Source organism: Pseudomonas sp. SORGH_AS_0199 (genome assembly GCF_031453735.1).
GTDB lineage: Bacteria > Pseudomonadota > Gammaproteobacteria > Pseudomonadales > Pseudomonadaceae > Chryseomonas > Chryseomonas aestiva.
This window is the reverse complement of record NZ_JAVJAE010000001.1, coordinates 311,085-327,560: the sequence shown is the minus strand read 5'-3', so window position 1 is coordinate 327,560 and position 16,476 is coordinate 311,085. Positions and strand designations below refer to the sequence as shown.

Here is a 16,476-nt window from a genome sequence, read left to right as displayed (position 1 = left end):
AGGGTCGCGCTCTGTATTCCCCGGCGGAGCCCTGCCATGTCCGAAGAAGATACCCTTGCTGCCGCTCCCGAGGAGTCGGCCGACAGCCACTGGCCTCTGGTCCGGATCCTCGCCGGCGTCCTCGCCAGCGCCCTGCTGGGTGGCGTCGGCCTGCCGCTCCTGGATGCCACCCGCGGTCCCTGGGATGCGGCGACCCTGCTGGTGACCGGGCTGCTCGGCTGGGGCTTCGCCCTGCTGGTGACGCTTTGCGTGCGCTAGGCCGCTGACGCCGGCGCGGCCGGTAGCCGCAAGGCGAAGACCGCACCCTCCACAGCGTTGCTGGCCGTCAGGCTGCCGCCCTGGGCCTGGACGATGGCCGAGGAGACCGCCAGGCCCAGACCGAGGCCTTCGCCGACCGGCTTGGTGGTAAAGAAGGGATCGAACACCTGGTCGAGGTGCTCGGCGGCGATGCCGCCGCCGTTGTCGGCCACCTCCAGCAACCAGTGTTCGCCCTCCTGCGCGAGGCTGACCCGGACCTGCGGTCGGGGTCGTTCCGCCACGGCGTCCAGGGCGTTGCGCAGCAGGTTGACCAGCACCTGCTCCAGGCGGATGGGGTCGCCCAGCAGCCAGGCCGGACGCGGCAGCTCCAGGATCAGCTCCACGGCCAGCTCGGCGCGGCGCGCCTCCAGCAATTCCAGCGCCTGGTCCACCACCCGGGCCAGATCGACCCGTTCACGCAGACCGGCGGGGGTCTTGCGCGCATAGGTCTTGAGATGGCCGGTGAGACCGCTCATGCGGGTCAGCAGGCCATCGAGGCGTTCCAGGGCGGCGCGGGCTTCGTCCAGCCGACCGTGATCCAGCAGCAGGCGCAGACTCGCCAGGTGCATGCGCTGGGCGGTGAGCGGCTGGTTGAGTTCATGCACCAGGGCCGCCGACATCTGCCCCAGGGCGGCCAGCTTGGCGGCCTGCACCAGGCCGTCCTGGGCGGTGCGGAGTTCCGCGGTGCGGGCCTCCACCAGTTGCTCCAGCTCCAGGCGACTGCGCTGGCGCAGGCGCTGCAGGCGGCGCCGTTGCGCCCACAGGAGACCGGCGCAGACCAGCAGCAGCCAGGCGCAGGCGGCGGCCAGCGCCGCGCCCGGGCCGCCACCCTGCAGGTCGCGGGTGGGCCGCAGCAGGTGCAGGGTCCAGCCTTCGCTGGGCAGCGGCAGGCTGTCCCAGAGGTAGTCGGCGCTGCCTTCGGGAGCCTCGATGTGGGCCACCTGGCGCTGCTCGCCGAGCACTAGCTGCTGGCGATAGGGCAGGGGTTGCAGGGTGCGCCTGTCGTACTGGCGGGTGGTGGCCAGTTCGGCGCGCTCGGCTGGGGTCAGCTCGCGCAGCAGGCGATAGCGCCAGGCCGGGCGATTGGCGGCAAAGACCACGCCGCGCGCATCGCTTACTAGCAGGACCTCGGGATGCTCGCCCCAGCGGGCCTCGATGGCGGGGAATTCCAGCTTGACCACCACCGCGCCGAGAAAGCGCCCCTGGGCGTCCAGCACCGCATGGGAGAGGAAATAGCCGGGAATGCCGGTGGTGACCCCCACGGCATAGAAGCGGCCGCTGCCGCCGGCGAGGGTCTCGCGAAAATAGGGCCGGAAGCCGTAGTTGTGGCCGACATAGCTGGTGGGCAGCCGGTAGTTGCTGGCGCCGATGGCCAGGCCGCTGCGATCCAGCAGCTCCAGGGTCGAGGACTGGGCGGCCGTGTTCAGGCGCTCCAGCTTGAGATTGAGGCGCTCGGTGGCGGCGGCATCGGGCGGGGTGGTGAGCGCGGCGATCAGCTCCGGGTCCTGGGCCAGCACCGTCGGCAGGGCGCGAAAGCGGTCGATCAGGGTTTGCAGGCCGCTGGCATGCAGGCGCAGCTGTTCCTGGCCGAGCAGGCTGGCCTCGGCCAGGCTCGCCTGTTCGGCGCGATGCCAGGCCTGGCTGCCCAGCAGCAGGCAGCCGAGCAGGGCGAGCAGCAGGACCGGCAGCAGGCGCAGGGCTGGAGGCATGACAGGGGACCGTGACCGGGATGGCCGGACGATAGCACGGCGGGGAGGGGACGGCTCAGGCCGAGGCGGCGGTGCGCTGGGCGATCTGTTCGGGCTGGAAATCGCAGGTGAAGCAGCTGCCCTCGCCGGGCACGCTGTGGATGTCCAGGCCGCCACGATGGCGGATCAGCACGTGCTTGACGATGGCCAGGCCCAGGCCCGTCCCGCCGGTACTGGAGGCGCGGCTGGCGTCGAGGCGATAGAAGCGCTCGGTCAGGCGCGGCAGGTGGCGGGCGTCGATGCCGGGGCCGTTGTCCTGCACCGCGACGTGGGCGCCCTCGGCGTCCTGCCAGGCGCGCACTCGCACCTCGCCGCCTTCGGGGCTGTACTTGACGGCATTGAACACCAGGTTGGAAAAGCAGCTGCGCAATTCGGTCTCGCTGCCCAGCAGCGCCAGGCCCGGTTCGCACTCCAGGCTCAGGCGGTGGCCCACGGCGCCGGACAGGGCGCGGCCATCCTGCAGGATGGAGGCGAGCAGCGGCTCCAGCACCACCGGGCGGTTGTCGGCGGGATTAATCGGTGGCTTCCAGGCGCGCCAGCAGCAGCAGGTCGTCGATGGTGTGCTGCATGCGTCCGGCCTGCTGCTGCATCTGCCCCAGCGCCCGCCGCCAGCGCGGAGTGGCGTGGTCGGCATTGTCCAGCAGGGTCTCCAGGTAGCCGGTGATGACCGTCAGCGGGGTGCGCAATTCATGGGAGACGTTGGCGACGAAATCCTTGCGCATCTGTTCCAGCTGGTGGAGGCGGGTCACGTCGCGCACCAGCAGCAGCCGATCGCCTTCGCCGAAGCGGGTGACCAGGATGTGCAGGTATTCATCGTCGTTGAGCGGCGAGGCCAGTTCCAGCGGCTCGCCGTAGTCGCCACCGAGAAAGTAGTCGGAAAAGCGCGGGTGGCGCACCAGGTTGGTGATGGGCTGGCCGAGGTCCTGGGGCTGGCGCAGGCCGAGCAGGGTTTCCGCGGCGCGATTCCACCACTCCAGGTTGCCGTGGCGATCCACCAGGATGATGGCGTCGCGCAGGGCCTCGGTGGAGGCCTGGGCACGGCCGATGACGGCGAGCAATTCCTCGCGCTGACGCTGTTCGTGGCGCTGGCGGCGATAGAGCCGGTCGAGCACCTCGCCCCATAGCCCCTCGGCTTCCGGCGGCGCGCCCGGGGCTTCGCTCAGCAGCCAGGCGTGCAGGCGCAGCAGGTGCCTGAGGGTGACCGCCAGATAGACCGCCAGTCCCAGGGCCACCGCCAGGCCGACATGGCCGAAGGGCCAGCCGGCCAGGGCGCAGCCGGCGACCACGGTCGCCAGCTGGGTGGCCAGACGGGAGCGCCAGTTGATGTTCACGGCGGCGGTGATCCCGCGTCAGAGTTTGGTGGAAAAGCGATACCCGGTGCCGCGCACCGTCTGTACCAGGTTCTCGTAGGTTTCGCCGAGGGCCTTGCGCAGGCGGCGGATGTGCACGTCCACGGTACGCTCCTCGACATAGACGTTGCCGCCCCAGACCTGATCCAGCAACTGGCCGCGGGTGTAGGCGCGTTCCTGGTGGGTCATGAAGAACTGCAGCAGCCGGTACTCGGTGGGACCCATCTCTGCGGGGGCGCCGTCGATGGTCACCCGGTGGCTGATCGGATCGAGGATCAGGCCATTGACCTCCAGCGGACCGTCGCTCTCCATGTGGCCAGTGCGGCGCAGCACGGCTTTCAGGCGCGCCACCAGCTCGCGGGGCGAGAAGGGCTTGGTGATGTAGTCGTCGGCGCCGGTTTCCAGGCCCTGAACCTTATTGTCCTCGTCGCCCTTGGCCGTGAGCATGATGATGGGGATGGCGTCGGTCAGCTCGTCGCGCTTGAGGCGGCGGGCCAGTTCCAGGCCGGAGGTGCCGGGCAGCATCCAGTCAAGCAGGATGAGATCGGGCTTGCGATCGACGATCAGGGCGTGGGCGTCCTTGCTGTTGTCCGCCTCCAGGCATTCATAGCCCGCCATTTCCAGGGCCACGGCGATCATCTCGCGAATGGGCGCCTCATCGTCGACGATCAGGATGGATTTACCCGTCATGGAGCGCTCTGCCTCTCGAGTCCTTGCAATGTGCCGTGCATTAGATAGCGCCAATATTGCAGCTATGTGACAAGGCTGTCATATCTAACTTTTATCCCACAATATGGGATTACGTATCACATATTGAGATTTCCCTGCGAGGCTTCTAGAGTGAAGGCCATGAACGACAATAATTCCAATAAGGGCGAAGCGCCCAGCGGGGCCCAGGCCCTGTTTCGCGGTCTGGCCGTGCTTGAAGCCGTGGCCGCCGGGGCCGACAGCCTGGCCCAGGTCGGCGCCGCCATCGGCTGCACCCGCAGCACCACCCATCGGCTGGTCGCCGCCCTGACCCAGGCCGGCTATCTGCGCCATGACGGCGGGCGGCTGATCCTGGGCAGCCATCTCATCGCCCTTGGCTACCAGGCCCGCGAGCAACTGCCGCTGACCGGTGTGGCCCGGCCCCATCTGCAGCGCCTGGCCCAGCAATGTGGCGACACCGTGCATCTCGGCGTGCGCGAAGGCGGCGACGTGCTCTATCTCGACAAGCTGCCAGGCAGCCGGGGGCTGGAGATGAGATCCCGCGTCGGCCTGCGCATGCCGCTGGCGCTGACCGGAGTCGGCAAGGCGCTGATGCTCGATCTCGCCGAAAACGAGTGGGAAGCCCTCTACGGCGAAGGCGTGGCCCGGCGGAACGGCCAGCCCGGCCTGCGCGAGGATTTCCTGCCCTGGGCGGACTATTGCGCGCGGCTGCGGCGCCACGCCGCCGAGGGCTATGCCCTGGATCTGGAAGAGAACGAACTGGGTATCCGCTGCGTGGCCGCACCCATCCGCGGCGCCGACGGCGCCATCGTCGCGGCCCTGAGCGTGGCCAGTGCCATCCCCTACATGCCCGAGGCGCGGCTGCATGAACTGCAGCCCGAGGTCACTGCCTGCGCCCGGGCCATTTCCCGCGAACTCGGCTGGAGTCCCGCATGACCGCCACCCCGCACCTCATCGGCCTCGACTGGGGCACCTCGTCCCTGCGGGCCCAGCTGTTCGACGCCCAGGGCGCCGTGCTGGAAACCCGCAGCCGCCCCTGGGGCATCATGCATGTGCCGGATGGCGACTTCGCCGCGGCCTATCGCACCCTGGTGGGCGACTGGCGCGAGGCCCGGCCGGACCTGCCCGCCATCGCCTGTGGCATGGTCGGCAGCCGCGGTGGCTGGCGCGAGGTGCCCTATGCCGACTGTCCGGCCGACGTCCACAGCCTGGCCGCCGGCCTGCTGCGCCTGGACACCGGTTGCGGCGAGCTTCATCTGGTCCCCGGGGTGATGCAGCGCGGCGCCTTGCCCAACGTCCTGCGCGGCGAGGAAACCCAGGTGTTCGGCGCCCTCGAACTGGAGCCGGACCTGGCCGCCGAAGCCCTGCTGGTGCTGCCCGGCACCCACAGCAAGTGGGTGCGGGTGCGTGACGGTCGCCTCACCGACTTCGCCACCTACATGACCGGCGAGCTGTTCGCCGTCCTGCGCGAGCATTCCATCCTCGGGCGACCGGCTGCCGAAGCCGGTCCCGAGGCCAGCGCCGAAGCCTTCCGCCTGGGCCTCACCACGGCCCGCGATGCCGGGGCCGAGGGCCTGTTCGGCCGCCTCTTCACCGCTCGCAGCCGGGTGCTGGCCGGCGAACTGGGCGCGGCGCACAGCCTCGACTACCTGTCCGGCCTGCTGATCGGCGAAGAGCTGCGCAGCCAGGTCGCCGCCCTCAAGGGCGCCCCCTGCCCACCCCTGGTGCTGATCGGCGACGCGGCGCTCTGCCAGCGCTATCGCGACGCCCTGGCGCTGTTCGATATCCACCAGGTCCGCCTGCTGGAGCAGGCCACCCGGGCCGGGCTCTGGCGCCTGGCCCAGGCCGCCGGCCTGCTCCCCACCTATGGAGACTCCCATGCTTGAACCCTATCTCAAGGACCTGCCGCTGATCGCCATCCTGCGCGGCGTCACCCCGGACGAGATCGTCGCGGTCGGCCGTGCCCTGTACGACGCCGGCTTTCGCGTCATCGAAATCCCGCTCAACTCGCCGCAGCCCTTCGAGAGCATCCGCCGACTGACCGCGGAGCTGGGCGAAAGCTGCCTGATCGGCGCCGGCACCGTGCTCACCGAGGCCCAGGTGGCCGAGGTGGACGCCGCCGGTGGCCGGCTGATCGTCTCGCCCAACGCCAACCTGGCGGTGATCCGTGCCAGCAAGGCTGCCGGCCTGGTCAGTGCTCCCGGCGTGGCCACCCCCTCGGAAGGCTTCGCCGCCCTCGACGCCGGCGCCGACAGCCTCAAGCTGTTTCCCGCCGAGCAACTCGGCCCGGCGGTGGTCAAGGCCTGGCGCGCGGTGTTTCCCAAGGCGCTGGCGCTCTTGCCGGTGGGCGGCATCACCCCGGACAACATGGGCCCCTACGTGGCCGCCGGCGCCAACGGCTTCGGCCTCGGCTCGGCGCTGTACAAGCCGGGCCTGAGCGCCGCTCAGGTCGGCGCCAATGCCCAGGCCTTCGCGGCGGGGTGGCGGGCGGTAAAGAACGCTTAAAGCTCGCGGTCATGGACCGCTCCTACAAGAGCCTGTAGGAGCGTTCGCAGCGGCGAACCGCCATGACCGCGAGCTGCTCAATCCCTCGATTCCAATAATTACTGTCGAGATTCCCACACCATGAAGATCACCAAACTCACCACCTATGTCGTCCCGCCGCGCTGGTGCTTTCTCAAGATCGAGACCGACGAGGGCATCCACGGCTGGGGCGAACCCGTGCTGGAAGGCCGCGCCCACAGCGTGGCGGCGGCGGTCGAGGAACTGGCCGACTACCTGATCGGCAAGGACCCGCGCAACATCGAAGACCACTGGACGGTGCTCTACCGCGGCGGCTTCTATCGCGGCGGCGGCATCCACATGAGCGCCCTGGCCGGCATCGACCAGGCCTTGTGGGACATCAAGGGCAAGGCCCTGGGCGTCCCGGTGCACGAATTGCTCGGCGGCCAAGTGCGCGACAGCATCCGCGTCTATTCCTGGATCGGTGGCGACCGCCCGGCGGAGACCGCGGCCCAGGCCCTGGAGCGCCAGGCCAAGGGGTTCACCGCCATCAAGATGAACGCCAGCGAAGAGATGCAGTTCGTCGACACCTACGACAAGGTCGACCAGGTGATCGCCAACGTCGCCGCCATCCGCGACGCCTGCGGACCGCACTTCGGCATCGGCGTGGACTTCCATGGCCGGGTGCACAAGCCCATGGCCAAGGTGCTGGTGAAGGAGCTGGAGCAGTTCCGCCTGATGTTCATCGAGGAGCCGGTGCTCAGCGAGCATCACGAGGCGCTCAAGGAGATCGCCCTGATGAGCAACACGCCCATCGCCCTGGGCGAGCGACTGTATTCGCGCTGGGACTTCAAGCGCATCCTCCAGGAAGGCTACGTCGACATCCTGCAGCCCGATCCGTCCCATGCCGGCGGCATCACCGAGACACGCAAGATCGCCAACATGGCCGAGGCCTATGACGTGGCCATCGCCCTGCATTGCCCGCTCGGCCCCATCGCCCTGGCAGTCAATCTGCAGCTGGATGCCAACTGCTACAACGCCTTCATCCAGGAGCAGAGCCTGGGCATCCACTACAACCAGGGCAACGACCTGCTGGACTACATCAAGAATCCCGAGGTGTTCGACTACGCCGATGGCCACGTGAAGATCCCCCAGGGACCGGGGCTGGGCGTCGAGGTCAACGAGGAATTCGTCAAGGAACAGGCCGCCATCGGCCATCGCTGGCGCAATCCGATCTGGCGGCACAAGGACGGCAGTTTCGCCGAGTGGTAAATCTTCGATTCAACGCTGCTGCGCTTGCCGGAGCGGCGTTGAAAGCCGGTTCGAAATGCTCATGCACTCGATGTGAACTCCGCTTGCTCACCGGCTTTCGCCTTGCTCCGCCTGCGCTCGCGACGCGTTGCTTTCGAAGATTGGCGCCGCTGCTCCCTCACCCCAGCCCTCTCCCCAAGGGATAGGGGGCAAGAGCAGGAGCTACGGCCCCGCCGCTCGCATCCCCTCTCCCTCTGGGAGAGGACCAGGGTGAGGGAAAAGCAACGCCACTGTTAATGGCCAGACATACCACTGGCCCCTCACCCCAACCCTCTCCCTCTGGGAGAGGGGGCAAGAGCAGGAGCGCGGGACTCGATCTCCGCACCGACCATCCCCTTTCCCCTTGGGAGAGGGCCAGGGTGAGGGCCGCCGCGGCGCCCTGAACCCCAGACCGCAACAACGCTCGCCACAACGTCAATTACAGGACCCGAGCCATGCCAACCCCTACCCAGGCCTCCCCGGCGGCAGCCGCGGCCGCGCCGACCCTGGCCAAGCCCAGCCGGGCGCGCTTCTTCATCATGACGCTGCTGTTCGTCACCGTGGTGATCAACTACCTCGACCGCAGCAACCTCTCCATCGCCGCCCCGCACCTGGCCCAGGACCTGGGCATCGAGCCGGTGCACATGGGGCTGATCCTCTCGGCCTTCGGCTGGACCTACGCCGCCATGCAGATCCCCGGCGGCTGGCTGGTGGACAAGATCGCCCCGCGCATCCTCTATCCGGTGGCGATCGCGCTCTGGTCGCTGGCCACCATCGGCCTGGGTTTCGTCGGCAGCTTCATCGGCCTGATCATCCTGCGGCTCGCCGTGGGCGCCCTGGAGGCACCGGCCTATCCGATCAACAACCGGGTGGTCACCACCTGGTTTCCCGAGCGCGAGCGGGCCACCGCCATCGGCTTCTACACCTCCGGCCAGTTCGTCGGCCTGGCCTTCCTCACCCCGGTGCTGATCTACCTGCAGCAGACCTTTGGCTGGCACATGGTCTTCGTCGTCACCGGTGGCGTCGGCCTCCTCTGGGCGGTCATCTGGTACGGGATCTATCGCGAACCCAAGGATTTCCGCGGCGCCAACGCCGCCGAGGTCACGCTGATCCAGGAAGGTGGCGGTCTGGTCGATCTGGAGCAGAAGAATCGCAGCCGCGCCGCCTTCCAATGGCGTGACCTCTGGAGCGTGCTCAACAAGCGCAAGCTCTGGGGCATCTACATCGGCCAGTTCTGCCTCAACTCCACCCTCTGGTTCTTCCTGACCTGGTTCCCCACCTACCTGGTGAAATACCGCGGTATGGACTTCATCAAGGCCGGCTTTCTCGCCTCGCTGCCGTTTCTGGCTGCCTTCCTCGGCGTGATCTGCTCGGGCCTGCTGTCGGACTGGTTGGTCCGCCGCGGCACCTCCGTGGGTCTGGCGCGCAAACTGCCGATCATTGGCGGCCTGCTGATCTCCACCAGCATCGTCGGCGCCAACTTCGTCGACTCGCCCGCCCTGATCATCGCCTGTCTGGCGCTGGCCTTCTTTGGTAACGGCCTGGCCTCCATCACTTGGTCGATGGTTTCGGCCATGGCGCCGGAGCGACTGATCGGCCTCACCGGCGGGATGTTCAACTTCATCGGCAACCTCTCGGCCATCTGCGTGCCCATCGTCATCGGCTTCTTGGTCAAGGACGGCAGTTTCGCCCCGGCCATCGCCTTCATCGGCGTGACCGCGCTGATCGGTGCCCTCTGCTATGGCCTGGTGGTAGGCAAGGTGGAACGTCTGCCCGAATAAGGGCGACTAAAGAAGCGCTCGCAGGAGGCGCCTCCCGTCCTGGATGCGGAGGCGCTCTGCCACCGGCCTTGCCGGACCCATAACGACAACAAAGGAGTCTCCTCATGCCTCTCGCCCGCCGCACCTTTCTTGGCGTGTCCCTGGCCGCCTCGGCCGGTCTGGTCGCCAGTCGCGCCCTGGCCGACGACAAGTTTGGTCTCACCCGCAACTGGGAAGGCAAGCCGCCCATCGTCATGCCCGATCCCGCCTGGGAGATCCACGACCAGGCCTTCAAGGGCCGCCTGGGCAATGCCTTCGTCGAGCGCCTCTGGTCCGGTGGCCTCTGGACCGAAGGGCCGGTGTGGATGGCCGACTGGCGCTGCCTGCTGTTCAGCGACATCCCCAATGCCCGGGTGATGCGCTGGAGCGCCGACGACGGTCACGTCAGCGTCTATGACGACCAGTCCCACAACGCCAACGGCCACACCCGTGATCGCGAGGGCCGGCTGATCAGCTGCGAGCACGACAGCCGCCGCGTCACCCGCCGCGAGTTGAACGGCAGCGTCACGGTGCTGCTCGACCGCTTCGACGGCAAACCACTGAACGCGCCCAACGACGTGGTGGTCGGCGCCGATGGCGCCATCTGGTTCACCGATCCGGGCTACGGCATCCTCGGCGCCTACGAGGGCCACAAGGCCGAATTCGAGCTGCCCACCAACGTCTATCGCATCGATCCCCAGGGCAAGGCCACGGTGGCGGCGGGGGATTTCGGCCGCCCCAACGGCCTGGCCTTCGCGCCTGATGGCAAGCGGCTCTATATCAGCGACACCGCTGGCGGCGGCAATCCCGGCAAGCCCAACCACCTGCGCGCCTTCACGCTGAAGGATGACGGCACTCTGAGTGGTGGCGAGGTGCTGATCGACGCCAAGGAGCAGGGCGTGATCGACGGTTTCCGCGTCGACAGCGACGGCAATCTCTGGTGCAGTTGGGCCGGTTCGGCCGAGCAGAACAGCGTGCGGGTCTTCAATCCGAGCGGTCAGCCGCTGGCCACCCTGCACCTGCCGGAAACCGTCTCCAACGTCGAATTCGGCGGCCTCAAGGGCAATCGCCTGTTCATCACCGGCGGCGGTTCGCTCTATGCCACCTATGTGAACGCCCAGCCCGCGCGGCTCTGGTAAGGGCCTCTTACCGGCCGAACCAAGGGTCGTCAGACAGGTCTGTAACAAACGGATACGGAACGACCCGCGACAACAAGATCGCCCACAAGGCGAGCGAGGAGCCTCTGTCATGAGCAACACCACTACCAACGCCGATGGTCACGTCACCGAAAAGGCCCAGCCTAAGGCGATCTTCGCCTGCCTGATGGCCGCCCTGGCTGGTCTGATGTTCGGTCTCGACATCGGCGTCATTTCCGGCGCCACCAAATTCATCCAGCAGGAATTCCAGATCTCCGATCAGGTGATCGAATGGATCGTGTCCAGCATGATGGCCGGTGCTGCCCTGGGCGCCCTCGGTGCCGGCTCGCTGTCGGCCAAGCTGGGTCGCAAGAAGTCGCTGATGCTCGGCGCCGTGCTGTTCGTGATCGGCTCGATCCTCTGTGGTCTGGCCACCTCGCCGACCATGCTGATCTTCGCCCGCTTCCTACTCGGCCTGGCCATCGGCATCGCGTCCTTCACCGCGCCGCTGTACCTGGCCGAGGTCGCTCCGGAAAACATCCGCGGCTCAATGATCTCGCTGTACCAGCTGATGATCACCGCCGGCATCCTGATTGCTTTCCTCTCCAACACTGCCTTCAGCTACTACGAAGCCTGGCGCTGGATGCTCGGCATCATCGCCATCCCCGGGGTGCTGTTCCTGATCGGCGTCTTCGCCCTGCCCGACAGCCCGCGCTGGCTGATCATGGCGGGTCGCCGCGAGGAAGCGATCAAGGTCCTGCACCGGCTGCGCGGTGACGAAAAGGTCATCCAGCAAGAGGTCGCCGAGATCGAAGAGCAGCTCAAGGTCCCGCAAAAGGGCTGGTCGCTGTTCAAGGAGAATCCCAACTTCCGCCGCTCGGTGGGCCTGGGCGTGCTCCTGCAGGTGGTGCAGCAGTTCACCGGCATGAACGTGGTGATGTACTACGCGCCGCGCATCTTCGAAGGCATGGGCTACGACACCGCCGCCCAGATGTGGTTTACCGCCGCGGTAGGTCTGACCAACGTGCTGGCCACCTTCATCGCCATCTTCCTGGTCGACAAGTGGGGCCGCAAACCCATCCTCTACACTGGCTTTGTGGTCATGGCCGTGGGTCTGGGCGTGGTCGGCACCATGCTCGGCATGGGCAACCTGAGCCATGGTCAGCAGACCTTTACCGTGATCATGCTGCTGATCTTCATCGTCGGCTTCGCCATGTCGGCCGGTCCGCTGATCTGGACCCTGTGCTCGGAAGTCCAGCCGCTCAAGGGTCGCGACTTCGGTATCGGCTGCTCCACCTTCACCAACTGGATCGCCAACATGATCGTCGGCGCCACCTTCCTGACCATGCTGGGCACCTTGGGGCAGGGCACTACCTTCTGGATCTATGCCGGACTGAACGTGGTGTTCATCTTCCTGGTGTTCCTGCTGGTACCGGAAACCAAGGGTGTCACCCTAGAGCGCATCGAGCGCAATCTGATGCAGGGCAAGCGCTTGCGCGATCTCGGTCAGTAGGTTCGAGCGCACAAGAAAACGCCCGGCAATGCCGGGCGTTTTAGTTAGCGGTCCCAACCTCTATGTCGGTGCTTGGCATGCTTCCAGCCCCTGCCGGGATGGTCGCGATAGCGGCGGTCGTCCCGGCCGCTGTCGCCTAGGTTGTTGCCCAGGGCGCTGCCAGCACCGCCACCCAGGGCGGCGCCAACCAGGCCGCCGGTGCTGCCACCGACACGATTGCCGATCACGTTACCGCCAGCGGCGCCAAGGCCACCGCCAAGGGCGGCCTCGGTACGATTGCGACGGTCCGCGCCCAGTACACCACCTGCTGCACCTCCCACGCCGGCACCGATGGCCGCACCGGTGCTACCGCCGACCTGCTGGCCGACCAGAGTACCGAGCACACCACCTACGGCGCCGCCGAGTCCGGCTTCGGTATTGCCCGCATAAGCTGGGGCAACGCCCGCCAGGGCAAGCAACAAGAACAGGGCTGAAGGTTTCATGGAGTCCACTCCGTGGTAGAGACGAGTCGATCCTCGGCAAAAATCGCTGCCCTGGCAAGTACCGAACGATCGTTTGAATGGTAAAGGTTGTCTTTACCCATTACTTTGATTTCCTTGAACAAACCTATACGGGAATAATAAGTCTCGCGCCGCTGAACGTGTCTGGAACAGGGTCTGCAGCCTGGCCCAGTCTGGTCTAGACTCAAGGCGATCGCGCTGCCAAGGGGACTCCATGATCCGTGCTTGTCTGTTGTCTGGCTGTCTCCTGTTCCTTGCCAGTGCCAGCGCTTCGGCCTGGGAATACACCCTCATCGCTTCCGATAAGCCGGTGCAGAACTGGAGCATCAGCAGCGATCGCCTGGGTCTGCGCGATGGCCTGGCCTTTGCCGTCGGCGTGCACCGCCTGAGTGGCGGGCGCCAGGAGGGCTCGGTGCTGATCGAGATCGATACCGGCGCTATGCAACTCACCGTGGTGGCGACCCGCGGCATGAACGTCCTGCGCGCCCAGGCCGGCACCCTGCGACTGGGCTGGGATTCCCCGGTACGCGAGGTGGTCAATCCGGCCTTCGTCAACCTGGAAAGCCGCAATGGTCTGGGCTGGCTGGAAGGCTTCAACGAACTGGTGGCGCGCGCCGGCTTCGAGTGGGTCGGCCATCCGGGCATGGACAGGGGGCAGCTGCTGACCCTGCATGGCCGGGCCAGCTACCTGCCGGCCAGCCAGGTGGTGCTGACCATCGACGAACAGCCACCACACCGCATCAGCCTCAGGGGCGTGCTGCACGAAGAGGCCTTCAAGCAGGCCAACTTCCGCATCGACACCGAACTGGTGACCCAGGCCGGGGCCACCGGCTTCACCCTGCACGACCGCCTGACCAACCAGGGGGCACATACCGCCGAGTACCAGGTGCTCTATCACAGCAACTTCGGTCCGCCGCTGCTCGGCGAGGGCTCCCGGTTCGCCGCTCCGGTGCGGGAGGTGTCACCCTTCGATGCGCGGGCACGCCAGGAGCTGGGGGAATGGCAGGCCTATCGCGCGCCTATGCCGGGCTATGGCGAGACGGTCTACAACCTCTACCCCTGGGGCGACGATCAGGGGCGCAGCCTGGCGGTACTGCACGATCACAGCGCCCACCAGGGCGTGGCGCTGGCCTTCAATGTGCGGGAGCTGCCAGTCTTCACCCTGTGGAAGAACACCGATGCCAAGGCCCAGGGCTATGTCACCGGCCTGGAACCGGGCACCAGCTTTTCCTACAACCGCAGCCAGCAGCGGGCGCTGGGGCTGGTGCCGCGGATCGAAGCCGGCGGCACACGTGACTTCACCCTCGATTATCGGTTGCTGGCCACCGCCGCCGAAGTCCGGCAGGCGCTGGCGCAGGTCGAAGGCATTCGCCACGGACGGCCGACCAAGGTCCGAGAGGCGCCGCTGGCTCAGGAGCCCTAGCGGTCGGGCTAGCGCCGCGCGGGCAACGGCCGGGTGCGACCGCTGCCATCAATGGCGACAAAGACGAACACCGCCTCGGTCACCTTGCTCCATTCGCTGGACAGGGGATCATCGCTCCAGACCTCGATGAGGATCTGGATGGAGCTACGGCCCACCTCCAGGGTGTTGGTATAGAAGGAGAGCTGTGCGCCCACGGGCACCGGCGTCATGAAGGCCATGCGGTCGATGGCCACCGTGGCCACGCGGCCAGCCGCCAGGCGACTGGCCATGGCGCTGCCGGCCAGGTCCATCTGGGCCACCAGCCAGCCGCCGTAGATGTCGCCGAAGCCGTTGGTCTCGCGGGGCAGAGCGGTGATCTGCATGGCCAGGTCGCCCTGGGGGATGGGATCTTCTTGTTCGAGCTCTTCGATCATGACAGGGCCCTCGGGAGCCCGGATAGGTAGGTAACGTTCAGCATCTGCACGCAAGAATGCTGCCAATCTCTCTGGGGAGATCGTTAGGGGGCTACAGTATAACGCCTGGGGCAGGGCGGCTCGACCGCTTTTGCACCAGCATGGAACAGTCATAGCTCGGCAGATGAGCCCTGAATGGGCACTGAATGAATAGCGGAAATTCCTTGCAGATTTGCTATCGTGGAGACCGTGCACGGCCAGGCAATCCAGAGGGTCGTGCACGTCCGATGATCAGGTAATGATCGGTAGACCTGCTGCTGCCGTGCTCCACAAGAGCGCAGGCGGCGCGGTGCAGGTCCGGCGCCCATCCGGCGACCCGCCCGATCCCTGCCAGCCGCCCAGGCGGACGGTCACTCGGGGCCGCGTCTTGTCCGCTACACCCGGAGGGATGCCAGAGGCCGAATTTCCTTTGCGCTCCTCTCTTGTCCGGGATCCTCGATGAAACTGCAATCTGCCTCCGCGCCACTCACGTCGCGCCCTCTGGGCCGCAACGACTATAAGACCCTCTCGCTGTCCGCCCTGGGCGGTGCGCTGGAGTTCTACGACTTCGTCATCTTCGTCTTCTTCGCCGCCGTGGTGGGGAAGCTGTTCTTTCCCGCCGACATGCCCGACTGGCTGCGGCAGATGCAGACCTTCGGCATCTTCGCCGCGGGTTACCTGGCACGCCCGCTGGGCGGCATCATCATGGCCCACTTCGGTGACCTGCTCGGGCGCAAGAAGATGTTCACCCTGAGCATCTTCATGATGGCGCTGCCGACCCTGGGCATGGGCCTGATGCCCACCTACGCCCAGATCGGCGTGGCCGCGCCGATCCTGCTGCTGGTGCTGCGCATCATCCAGGGCGCGGCCATCGGCGGCGAGGTGCCCGGTGCCTGGGTGTTCGTCTCCGAACACGTCCCCGGCAAGCACGTCGGCTATGCCTGCGGCACCCTGACCGCCGGCCTCACCTTCGGCATCCTGCTCGGCTCGCTGATGGCGACCCTGATCAATACCGTCTTCACTCCGCTGGAGGTGACCGACTACGCCTGGCGCTTCCCCTTCATCATCGGCGGTGTCTTCGGCCTGTTCTCGGTCTACCTGCGCCGCTGGCTGCACGAGACGCCGGTGTTCGCCGAACTGGCGATCCACAAGTCGCTGGCCGAGGAAGTGCCGCTCAAGGCGGTGCTGCGCGACCATCGCAGCAGCGTGATCCTGTCCATGCTGCTGACCTGGATGCTCACCGCCGGCATCGTGGTGGTCATCCTCATGACCCCGACCCTGCTGCAGACCCAGTACGGCTTCTCCGCCGCCATGGCGCTCAAGGCCAACAGTCTGGCCATCGTTTTCCTGACCCTGGGCTGCATCGTTTCCGGCGCCCTGTCCGATCGCTTCGGCAGCGGTCCGGTGTTCATCGTCGGCGGCCTGATCCTGGCGCTGGCCAGCTGGTCGCTCTATGCCGGTCTGAAGGTCCATCCGGAATGGCTGTTCCCGCTCTACGCCTTTGCCGGTGCGGCGGTCGGCGTCATCGGCGGCGTGCCGCGGGTGATGGTGCTGGCCTTTCCGCCCAAGGTGCGCTTCTCGGGGCTGTCGTTCTCCTACAACGTTGCCTACGCCATCTTCGGCGGCCTGACGCCCATGGTCGTCACCCTGATGCTCAAGGAGCATCCGCTGGGCCCGGCCTGGTACGTCATGGGGCTGGCCCTGCTGGGCGTGGGTATCGGCTGCTACCTGCTCAGCCGCGAGCGCCGCGCCGCCGCCCTGGCGCCCGCCTGACCCCGAC

Annotated in this window: 14 protein-coding genes and 1 pseudogene; 10 read left to right on the top strand and 5 right to left on the bottom strand. The window is 67.0% G+C overall.

The window, feature by feature from the left end; all coding sequences use genetic code 11:
* Positions 1 to 36: 36 nt before the first annotated feature.
* Positions 37 to 258 (top strand): hypothetical protein, encoded by a 222-nt coding sequence (locus QE444_RS01545; RefSeq protein WP_309737186.1) that lies wholly within the window; start codon positions 37 to 39, stop codon positions 256 to 258.
* On the opposite strand, the gene QE444_RS01540 is transcribed toward QE444_RS01545, so the two are convergent.
* The 3 genes and pseudogenes from QE444_RS01540 to phoB all read right to left on the bottom strand — a co-directional run bounded on the left by QE444_RS01540 (position 255) and on the right by phoB (position 4,084).
* Complete coding sequence (locus QE444_RS01540) at positions 255 to 2,006, bottom strand: ATP-binding protein (RefSeq protein WP_309737185.1); 1,752 nt, start codon at positions 2,004 to 2,006, stop codon at positions 255 to 257. The genes QE444_RS01545 and QE444_RS01540 overlap by 4 nt on opposite strands.
* Positions 2,007 to 2,061: 55 nt before the next feature.
* Positions 2,062 to 3,376: pseudogene (gene phoR / locus QE444_RS01535) on the bottom strand (phosphate regulon sensor histidine kinase PhoR).
* Positions 3,377 to 3,394: 18 nt separating this feature from the next.
* Positions 3,395 to 4,084: a phosphate regulon transcriptional regulator PhoB gene (gene phoB / locus QE444_RS01530; protein WP_133860036.1), complete on the bottom strand. Its 690-nt coding sequence runs from the start codon at positions 4,082 to 4,084 to the stop codon at positions 3,395 to 3,397.
* Between the two features lie 159 nt (positions 4,085 to 4,243).
* Between phoB and QE444_RS01525 the strand changes: the two genes are divergently transcribed.
* From QE444_RS01525 to QE444_RS01495, 7 genes are all read left to right on the top strand, one after another.
* Positions 4,244 to 5,038, top strand: a complete 795-nt coding sequence (locus QE444_RS01525; RefSeq protein ID WP_309737184.1) for an IclR family transcriptional regulator — start codon at positions 4,244 to 4,246, stop codon at positions 5,036 to 5,038.
* Positions 5,035 to 5,988, top strand: a complete 954-nt coding sequence (locus QE444_RS01520) for a 2-dehydro-3-deoxygalactonokinase (RefSeq protein WP_309737182.1) — start codon at positions 5,035 to 5,037, stop codon at positions 5,986 to 5,988. The genes QE444_RS01525 and QE444_RS01520 overlap by 4 nt, the downstream gene beginning before the upstream one ends.
* Positions 5,981 to 6,607, top strand: coding sequence for a 2-dehydro-3-deoxy-6-phosphogalactonate aldolase (locus QE444_RS01515; protein WP_309737181.1), 627 nt, complete (start codon positions 5,981 to 5,983; stop codon positions 6,605 to 6,607). Before QE444_RS01520 ends, QE444_RS01515 begins: the two co-directional genes overlap by 8 nt.
* Positions 6,608 to 6,727: 120 nt before the next feature.
* A complete protein-coding gene (dgoD, locus tag QE444_RS01510; RefSeq protein WP_017642356.1) occupies positions 6,728 to 7,876 on the top strand; it encodes a galactonate dehydratase in 1,149 nt (382 codons plus the stop codon).
* Between the two features lie 473 nt (positions 7,877 to 8,349).
* Positions 8,350 to 9,675 (top strand): MFS transporter, encoded by a 1,326-nt coding sequence (locus tag QE444_RS01505; protein WP_309737179.1) that lies wholly within the window; start codon positions 8,350 to 8,352, stop codon positions 9,673 to 9,675.
* A 104-nt stretch (positions 9,676 to 9,779) separates the two neighbouring features.
* Positions 9,780 to 10,832 carry an SMP-30/gluconolactonase/LRE family protein gene (locus tag QE444_RS01500; protein ID WP_133860030.1) on the top strand — a complete coding sequence of 351 codons (1,053 nt, stop codon included), beginning with the start codon at positions 9,780 to 9,782 and terminating at the stop codon, positions 10,830 to 10,832.
* 109 nt (positions 10,833 to 10,941) lie between these two features.
* Complete coding sequence (locus QE444_RS01495; RefSeq protein ID WP_133860029.1) at positions 10,942 to 12,342, top strand: sugar porter family MFS transporter; 1,401 nt, start codon at positions 10,942 to 10,944, stop codon at positions 12,340 to 12,342.
* Positions 12,343 to 12,386: 44 nt separating this feature from the next.
* On the opposite strand, the gene QE444_RS01490 is transcribed toward QE444_RS01495, so the two are convergent.
* Entirely contained in the window at positions 12,387 to 12,824 is a 438-nt protein-coding gene (locus QE444_RS01490) for a hypothetical protein (RefSeq protein ID WP_133860028.1), read from the bottom strand.
* 232 nt (positions 12,825 to 13,056) lie between these two features.
* On the opposite strand from QE444_RS01490, the gene QE444_RS01485 reads away from it, so the two are divergent.
* Positions 13,057 to 14,265 (top strand): aldose 1-epimerase family protein, encoded by a 1,209-nt coding sequence (locus QE444_RS01485; RefSeq protein WP_309737178.1) that lies wholly within the window; start codon positions 13,057 to 13,059, stop codon positions 14,263 to 14,265.
* An 8-nt stretch (positions 14,266 to 14,273) separates the two neighbouring features.
* Here the strand turns inward: QE444_RS01485 and QE444_RS01480 are convergent, their stop codons facing one another.
* Complete coding sequence (locus QE444_RS01480; RefSeq protein WP_026083995.1) at positions 14,274 to 14,675, bottom strand: acyl-CoA thioesterase; 402 nt, start codon at positions 14,673 to 14,675, stop codon at positions 14,274 to 14,276.
* A 480-nt stretch (positions 14,676 to 15,155) separates the two neighbouring features.
* Here QE444_RS01480 and QE444_RS01475 point away from each other — a divergent pair, with 480 nt between their 5' ends.
* Entirely contained in the window at positions 15,156 to 16,469 is a 1,314-nt protein-coding gene (locus QE444_RS01475) for an MFS transporter (protein ID WP_133860027.1), read from the top strand.
* The last annotated feature ends 7 nt before the right edge of the window (positions 16,470 to 16,476 follow it).